Raw genomic sequence first — 6,812 nt, forward strand, 5'->3', positions numbered from 1 at the left:
ACCGCGCGGCCGCTCCGCCAACGTCCTGTCACCGCAGCGGCGGATCTCTCGGGGTGGCCGAGAGATCCGCCGTTGCGGCATCCGGGACCGCCGCCTACCCGCACGTAGTACGCCGTGGGGTCGTCCGGCTACCCGCACGCGGTACGCCGTGGACCTGTCCGGCTAGCCACACGTGGTACGCCGTGGACCTGTCCGGCTACCCGTACGCGGTACACCATGGGCCTGTCCGGCTACCCGCCCGCGGTACGCCGTGGGGCCTGTCCCGCCCCGTCAGCGCCGCTCCAGCCGGAACAGTCTGATCTCGCGCTCCACGCGCTCCTGGTACTTCGCGTACGGCGGCCAGAACTCCAGCACCGCCGCCCACGCCGCCGCCCGCTCCGCCCCGTCGAGCAGCCGGGCCCGTACGGCGATGTCCTGCCCCTTCCAGCTCACCCGCGCGTCCGGGTGCGCCAGCAGATTCGCGGTCCAGGCCGGGTGGCCGGGCCGGCCGAAATTGGAGCCGACGAGCAGCCAGGTGCCGTCGTCCTGCGGCATGCAGGCCAGCGGCGTACTCCGCGGCTGCCCGCTCCTCGCGCCCGTGGCCGTCAGGATGACGCCGGGCAGCATCTGCGCGCTGAGCAGCACTCTGCCGCGCGTCAGCCGGTGCACGGCGCGGTCCACGGCCGGGATCACGAACGGCGCGAACTTCGCGAAAGTCCTGGTGGCGGACACCTTCTGCATGAGCCGCACCCCTGGCTGCGCCGCCATCAGACGGCCACGGCGGCAGCGGAACCGGCTTGGGCGGAACCGGCCGGGGCGGGGTCGGCCTGGGCGGCCAGGGCCTGCGCCCCGGTCGGGGGCGCCGGTGCGGCCTCGGCGTCCGGCGTGAACAGCCCGGCCAGGTCCGCGGCGCGCGCCCGCAGCCGGTGAGCGGGCCCGAAGAGCAACTCGTCACTGGCGGCGCGTTTGAAGTAGAGATGCGCGTCGTGCTCCCAGGTGAAGCCGATGCCGCCGTGCAGCTGCACCGCCTCCCCGGCGGCCGTGCGCAGCGCCTGGAGCGCCTGCGCGAGCGCGAGCCCGCCGGTGCCGGGCTCGGCGTCCGCCCGGCCCGCGGCCCACGCCGCGTAGTACGCCGCCGAACGGGCCGCCTGCACCTCCACGTACAGGTCCGCCAGCCGGTGCTTGACCGCCTGGAAGGAGCCGATCTGGCGGCCGAACTGCTCTCGCGCCTGGACGTATTCGAGCGTGCGCGCGAGCGCCCGGTCGGCCGCTCCCACGGCCTCCGCGGCGAGCACGGCGCCGACGCCGCCGCCCAGCCGCGCCAGTGCCCCCGGCACGTCGGCCTCGTCGCTGGATCCGAGCAGCTCGGCGGGGGTGTCGCGGAGTTCGATACGGGCCTGGGGCCGCGTCTCGTCCAGCGTGGTGAGGCGCGTACGGACGAGCCCTGGCAGACCGGCTTGTGCGGAACCGGCAGAACCGGCGGAACCGGCGACTCCGGCCGAACCGGCGGCTCCGGCCCCCGCGCCTGATCGCGCGCCGCGCGCGCCCCCGGACCGTGCGCCGGGCGCTCCCGTAACCGCGTCCCCAGCCCGTACGACGAAGAGGAGCGTGCGGCTGCGCGCGTACCCTCCGGCGTGCGCGGCCACGATCAGCAGCCCCGCGCTGTGCCCGTCGAGCACCTGCTCGGCCTGCCCGTACAGCCGCCAGCCGTCGTCGTACGGGCGCGCCTGCACGCCGCCCGCCCGGCCGCCGCCGGCCCAGTCGCCGTCGTTGGGGCCGGTGAGCCCCAGCGCCGCGGACAGCGCGCCGCCGGGCACGGCGAGCGTGGCCGTCAGCTCGCCGCCGGCGAGGCGCGGCAGCAGTTCGGCGCGCTGGGCGTCCGTGCCGAGTTCGGCGAGGAGGGGCGCGGCGAGCGCGGCGGTGGTCAGCAGGGGCGAGGGCAGCAGCGCCCGCCCGGTCTCCTCGCAGGCCAGCGCCAGCTCGGTCGGGCCGCAGCCGACGCCGCCGTACTCCTGGGCGATCGCCAGCCCCGGCAGTCCCAGCTGTTCGGCGAGCTGCCGCCACAGCGTCTCGTCGTACCCGGCCTCCGTACGGACCGCGGCCTTGACCTCGTCCGGCCCGCACCGCTTGGCCAGCAGTTCGCGCAGTGTGCGGCGGATCTCGTCCTGCTCCTCGGTGAACGCGGCGTCCATCGGCGGACTCCTCCCGTTTCTGACGGGCCGTCATGGTAGGGACAGGGAGCGCACTTTCCTAGAGCCGGGAGGTGATTCGGGGTGTCGCGCGGGGTGCCGCCGGGAACCGTATCTGATGTACCGTCAGATTTATGACATCAGGCACTCCAGGGGCCTCAGCAGTCACAACAGGCCGCCGCAAGGTGGCCGTCGTCGGCGTCGCGCTCGCCGACTGCGGCCGCGTCGACGAAGCCACCCCCTACGCCCTGCACGCCCAGGCCGCCCGCCGCGCCCTCGCGGACTCCGGGCTCGACCGGTCGGTCATCGACGGGCTGGCCTCGGCGGGGCTGGGCACCCTCGCCCCCGTGGAGGTCGCCGAGTACCTGGGGCTGCGGCCCACCTGGACGGACTCCACCTCGGTCGGCGGCTCCACCTGGGAAGTCATGGCCGCGCACGCCGCCGACGCCATCGCCGCCGGTCACGCCAACGCCGTCCTCCTCGTCTACGGCTCCACCGCCCGCGCTGACATCAAGGCCGGGCGGCGGACCTCGAACCTCTCCTTCGGCGCCCGCGGCCCGCTCCAGTTCGAGGTCCCGTACGGGCACACGCTCATCGCCAAGTACGCCATGGCCGCCCGCCGCCACATGCACGAATACGGCACGACGCTGGAGCAGCTGGCCAACGTCGCCGTACAGGCGCGCGCCAACGCCGCGCACAACCCCGACGCGATGTACCGCGCCCCCATCACCGTCGACGACGTGCTCGGCGGCCCCATGATCGCCGACCCCTTCACCAAGCTGCACTGCTGCATACGCTCCGACGGCGGGTGCGCCGTGCTGCTCGCCGCCGAGGAGTACGTCCCGGACACCGCCAAGGCCCCCATATGGGTACTCGGTTCGGGCACCGCCGTCTCGCACACCTCCATGTCGCAGTGGGACGACTTCACCGTCTCCCCGGCCGCCGCGTCGGGCCGCGCCGCCTTCGAACGGGCGGGCGTGGGTCCGGACGACGTCGATGTGGCCGAGCTGTACGACGCGTTCACCTATATGACGCTCGTAACGCTGGAGGACCTCGGTTTCTGCGGAAAGGGCGAAGGCGGCGCCTTCGCGGAGAAGGAACGGCTCACCATCGGCGGCGAACTGCCCGTCAACACCGACGGCGGCGGCCTCTCCGCCTGCCACCCCGGCATGCGCGGGCTCTTCCTGCTGGTCGAGGCGGTACGGCAGCTACGGGGCGAGGCGGACGAGGGCCGCCAGGTCCACAAGGCCGACGGCCGCCTCCCGGAGATCGCGGTGGCCTCCGGAACGGGCGGCTGGTTCTGCTCCTCGGGCACGGTGGTACTGGGACGAGGGTGAGCCCACGCCCGACGGCCCTCCTCAGTCGCTCTCGCCGATTCAAACCTCTGTTGCCCGGCGTTGCTTAGATGGTCCGCATGAGCACCGAGCCGAACGAGCCGAACCAGAGGCACCCGGATGCACGGGTGCAGCCCCAGTCCGAGCGACCGACGGAGACACAGACGGAGACACGGACGGGGACGGGGGCAGAGACGCAAGCGGAGACACAGACGGGGACGCGGGCGGAAACCCCGACGGAGACACAGGCGGAGGCACAGGCGGGGACACAGGCGGAGTTCCGCGCCCTCCTGCACTCGCTGCGCGTATGGCAGGGCGAGCTGCCGCCCTTCGACCCGGCTACGGCCCCCGCCGCTCCCCTCCCCCTCTTCCAGCGCTGGCTGCGCGAGGCCGCCGAAGCCGGGGAGCCGGAGCCACACACGATGACCCTCGCGACCGCGGACGCGGCGGGCTCCCCGTCCGTACGCATCGTGATGCTGCACGACGCCGACGAGCGCGGCTGGCACTTCGGCTCCCACCGTACGAGCCGCAAGGGCCGCGACCTGGCCGCGCGCCCCGCGGCGGCGCTGGGGTTCTACTGGGCGGCCCTGGGGCGGCAGGTGCGGGTCCAGGGCATGGTGACCGCCGCCGGCCCCGAGGAAAGCTCGGCAGACCTGCACCAACGCTCCACGGGCGCGCTGGCGGCCGCTCTCGTCGGCAGACAGAGCGACGTCCTCGGCTCCTACCGCGAACTGGAAGAGGCTGCCGCCGCCGCATGGGAGCGCGCGCAACGCGAACCGAATGCCCAAGTGGACAGTTGGACGCGCTACGTGCTGGCCCCCGCCGAAGTCGAGTTCTTCCAGGGTGACGCGCGACGCCGCCACGTGCGCCTCACCTACCTCCGCACGGCCGACGGCTGGACCACCGAACTCCTCTGGCCCTGACGACGGCGGGCCCGCGACGCGCCTCGCCGCCCGCCTCGCTCATCCTCCGCCCGCCTCGCTCATCCGCCCCAGGCCGAGCTTACGCACCTGCCGGAGCCGTCAGCCCCGCGGCCGTTCCCGCCGCATCGTCCCGACCGGCGCCATCCGCCGCCCGGACATCGCCCGGCTCCGAGAAGGCGGACGGCAGCGGGTCGCTCGCGAGCCGTGCGTGGAGGTGGACGTCCCGGAAGACGTCCGTGGACCCCGCCTCGAACATGGCTCCCCGGAGGGTGCCCTCCAGCGCGTACCCGCTGCGCTCAGCGACCCGGCAGGACGGGACGTTGCCCAGCGCGTGCCCCAGTTCCAGCCGGTTGAGGCCGATCTCGCCGAAGCCCCACCGGGTGCACAGCTCCAGCGCGCGGGCGGCGACGCCCCGGCCGCGGGCCTCGGCGAGCACCCAGTAGCCGACGCGGGCGTTCGAGAAGGTGCGGTTGATGAGGTTGAGGGACACCTCCCCCACGATCTCGTCGTCCTCGGTGATCGCGTAGGTCGCGGCGTCGCCGCGCTCCCAGCTCTCGAAGCGCCTGCGTATGAAGTCGCGGGCGCCGGCCTCGTCCCGTACCGGAACGAGCGGCGTGTTCCAGCGCAGGAACTCCGGGTCGCTGTGGCCCCGCAGCGCTACGGGCGCGTCCGCGTACTCCCAGGTGCGCAGCCGCAGGCCGTAGCCCCGCAGGTCGGCCGGGCGCAGCGGCTCCGCTGCCGTCGTGTTCGCCATTCTTCCCGCACTCCCCACCTCCGTCGCGCCCCGACGCCCGTTGCTCGGTCCCCGACGCTCCGGGACACGTCCATCTGTACCGCATTCAACAGGGGCGGAAGACGGGCACTGCCACCGGGGGTTCGCCGCCCGGTTCCGTACGGAAGCGGGCGCGCAACGGCATCCCTATGCGCAGTTCTCTCTCCGGGCAGTCGACGATCTCGGTCATCATCCGGGGCCCTTCGGCCAGGTCCACGACGGCTGCGGTGTACGGAACGCGGTCGCCGAAGGGCGGCAGGTCGTTCAGGTGGACCACCGACCAGGTGTAGAGGACGGCCCGGCCGCTCGCCTCCTCCCAACGGACGTCCTCGCTCCAGCAGCCGGGGCAGAACTCGCGCGGGTAGTGGTGGGCCAGCGAACAGGCCGCACAGCGCCTGATCAGGAGGCGTCCTTCGGCCGCCGCGTCCCAGTAGGGGCGGGTGAAGGCGTCGGTCTCGGGCAGGTCGAAGCGCGCCGCGCTCACAGGAACAACCCCATCACGTCGTCGAGGGACCAGGTCTGCCAGCTCATGGCGAGGAGGGCGACGAGCGATATGAGCGCCATCATCGCGTTCTGGCCCTGCTCGGCCCAGTCGTGGACCATGAGGACGAGGTAGAGCAGGTTGAGCAGGAGGCCGCCGATGAGCGCTATGGGGGTGAGGAGCCCGGCCACGAGCCCGAGCCCGAGGGCGAGTTCCGCGTAGACGACGAGGTACGCCATGGCCTTGGGCCGCGGGCTCACGACCTTCTCGAACCCGTTCGTCACGAAGCTCCAGCGGTGCTTGCCCGCCACATCGGCGGCCCACGCGATGCCCGTACCGCGCTCGAACCAGCCCTTCTTGTCCTTGTGCCGCCAGCTCTCCAGCCACCACAGCCCGAGCCCGATGCGCAGCACCGCGAGCCATTCGGCCCCGCTGAGCCAGATCGTCTGCATCGCCCGCCCTTCTGCTATCTGCCGCCCTCTGATTTCCTGCCGAATCCTGTTTCCCTGCCGAGCCCTGCTCCCCTGCCGAGCTCTGCGCTCTGCGCTCTGCGCTCTGCGCCTCCCGATTTTCTGACGGTACGTCAGTTCAACGGATGGGTAAGGGGTTACGCAAGGGGCTCGGCTCGGATCTCTTTCCCGTGCAACCCCATTCCTGACGCAGCGTCAGTTCAGTAACCTGACTAGGCGTCAGCTAAGTTGGCCATCGAGCAGGAGTGGGCGAGAACGATGCTTGGATCGACTCACGGCACCCTCACCACCACCTCCCGTACGGCCCGCGTGCTGGCCTGCGGCGAGCAGACGGCGGGACCCGCCGTCCACGGCAGGGCCGCACCGGCCGAGGACGTGGACGTCAGCGGCCGGGCCCTGCACTCGGACGTACCCGACCTCGACCGCTTCTTCCGGCCCTCCTCCGTGGCCGTCGTCGGCGCGTCCGACGCCGAGGGGCGCCCCAACACCGGCATCACCCGTCAGCTCATCGCCTGGGCCGAGCGCGTCGGCGCCCGCCTCCACCCCGTGCACCCCACCCGCACCAGCGTCTTCGGCCTCCCCTGTTGTCCGAGCGTCGCCGACCTCCCCGAAAAGGTCGACCTGGCCGTTCTGCTCGTCGGCGACCCGACCCCCCTCATCGAGG

Annotated in this window: 8 protein-coding genes; 3 read left to right on the forward strand and 5 right to left on the reverse strand. The window is 72.9% G+C overall.

All coding sequences use genetic code 11. From position 1 onward, the window contains the following. Nucleotides 1–270 precede the first annotated feature (270 nt). Nucleotides 271–720, reverse strand: a complete 450-nt coding sequence (locus ACFU99_RS18165) for a nitroreductase family deazaflavin-dependent oxidoreductase (protein ID WP_384392769.1) — start codon at nt 718–720, stop codon at nt 271–273. A 26-nt stretch (nt 721–746) separates the two neighbouring features. Then, nucleotides 747–2,171 (reverse strand): acyl-CoA dehydrogenase family protein, encoded by a 1,425-nt coding sequence (locus ACFU99_RS18170; protein WP_384392772.1) that lies wholly within the window; start codon nt 2,169–2,171, stop codon nt 747–749. A 131-nt stretch (nt 2,172–2,302) separates the two neighbouring features. On the opposite strand from ACFU99_RS18170, the gene ACFU99_RS18175 reads away from it, so the two are divergent. Both ACFU99_RS18175 and ACFU99_RS18180 read left to right on the forward strand, forming a co-directional pair. Further along, entirely contained in the window at nt 2,303–3,505 is a 1,203-nt protein-coding gene (locus tag ACFU99_RS18175; protein WP_384392775.1) for an acetyl-CoA acetyltransferase, read from the forward strand. 287 nt (nt 3,506–3,792) lie between these two features. Further along, nucleotides 3,793–4,425 (forward strand): pyridoxal 5'-phosphate synthase, encoded by a 633-nt coding sequence (locus ACFU99_RS18180; RefSeq protein ID WP_384392799.1) that lies wholly within the window; start codon nt 3,793–3,795, stop codon nt 4,423–4,425. A 79-nt stretch (nt 4,426–4,504) separates the two neighbouring features. On the opposite strand, the gene ACFU99_RS18185 is transcribed toward ACFU99_RS18180, so the two are convergent. From ACFU99_RS18185 to ACFU99_RS18195, 3 genes are all read right to left on the reverse strand, one after another. Then, nucleotides 4,505–5,179: a GNAT family N-acetyltransferase gene (locus ACFU99_RS18185; protein WP_384392778.1), complete on the reverse strand. Its 675-nt coding sequence runs from the start codon at nt 5,177–5,179 to the stop codon at nt 4,505–4,507. An 85-nt stretch (nt 5,180–5,264) separates the two neighbouring features. Beyond that, nucleotides 5,265–5,681: a Zn-ribbon domain-containing OB-fold protein gene (locus ACFU99_RS18190; RefSeq protein ID WP_384392781.1), complete on the reverse strand. Its 417-nt coding sequence runs from the start codon at nt 5,679–5,681 to the stop codon at nt 5,265–5,267. Further along, nucleotides 5,678–6,130: a DoxX family membrane protein gene (locus ACFU99_RS18195; RefSeq protein WP_384392784.1), complete on the reverse strand. Its 453-nt coding sequence runs from the start codon at nt 6,128–6,130 to the stop codon at nt 5,678–5,680. Before ACFU99_RS18195 ends, ACFU99_RS18190 begins: the two co-directional genes overlap by 4 nt. Before the next feature lie 276 nt (nt 6,131–6,406). Here ACFU99_RS18195 and ACFU99_RS18200 point away from each other — a divergent pair. After that, nucleotides 6,407–6,812 (forward strand): CoA-binding protein (locus tag ACFU99_RS18200; protein WP_384392787.1); only part of this gene is annotated, 406 nt, incomplete at its 3' end.

Origin of the sequence: Streptomyces sp. NPDC057654, from assembly GCF_042800135.1 — a bacterium.
In the GTDB taxonomy this organism is placed as follows: Bacteria; Actinomycetota; Actinomycetes; order Streptomycetales; family Streptomycetaceae; genus Streptomyces.

Excerpts from the sequence above, each read along its gene's own strand:
- ACFU99_RS18175 (WP_384392775.1), top strand. The coding sequence starts at position 2,303 with ATGACATCAGGCACTCCAGGGGCCTCAGCAGTCACAACAGGCCGCCGC.
- ACFU99_RS18165 (WP_384392769.1), bottom strand. The coding sequence starts at position 720 with ATGCAGAAGGTGTCCGCCACCAGGACTTTCGCGAAGTTCGCGCCGTTC.
- ACFU99_RS18170 (WP_384392772.1), bottom strand. The coding sequence starts at position 2,171 with ATGGACGCCGCGTTCACCGAGGAGCAGGACGAGATCCGCCGCACACTG.
- ACFU99_RS18195 (WP_384392784.1), bottom strand. The coding sequence starts at position 6,130 with ATGCAGACGATCTGGCTCAGCGGGGCCGAATGGCTCGCGGTGCTGCGC.
- ACFU99_RS18185 (WP_384392778.1), bottom strand. The coding sequence starts at position 5,179 with ATGGCGAACACGACGGCAGCGGAGCCGCTGCGCCCGGCCGACCTGCGG.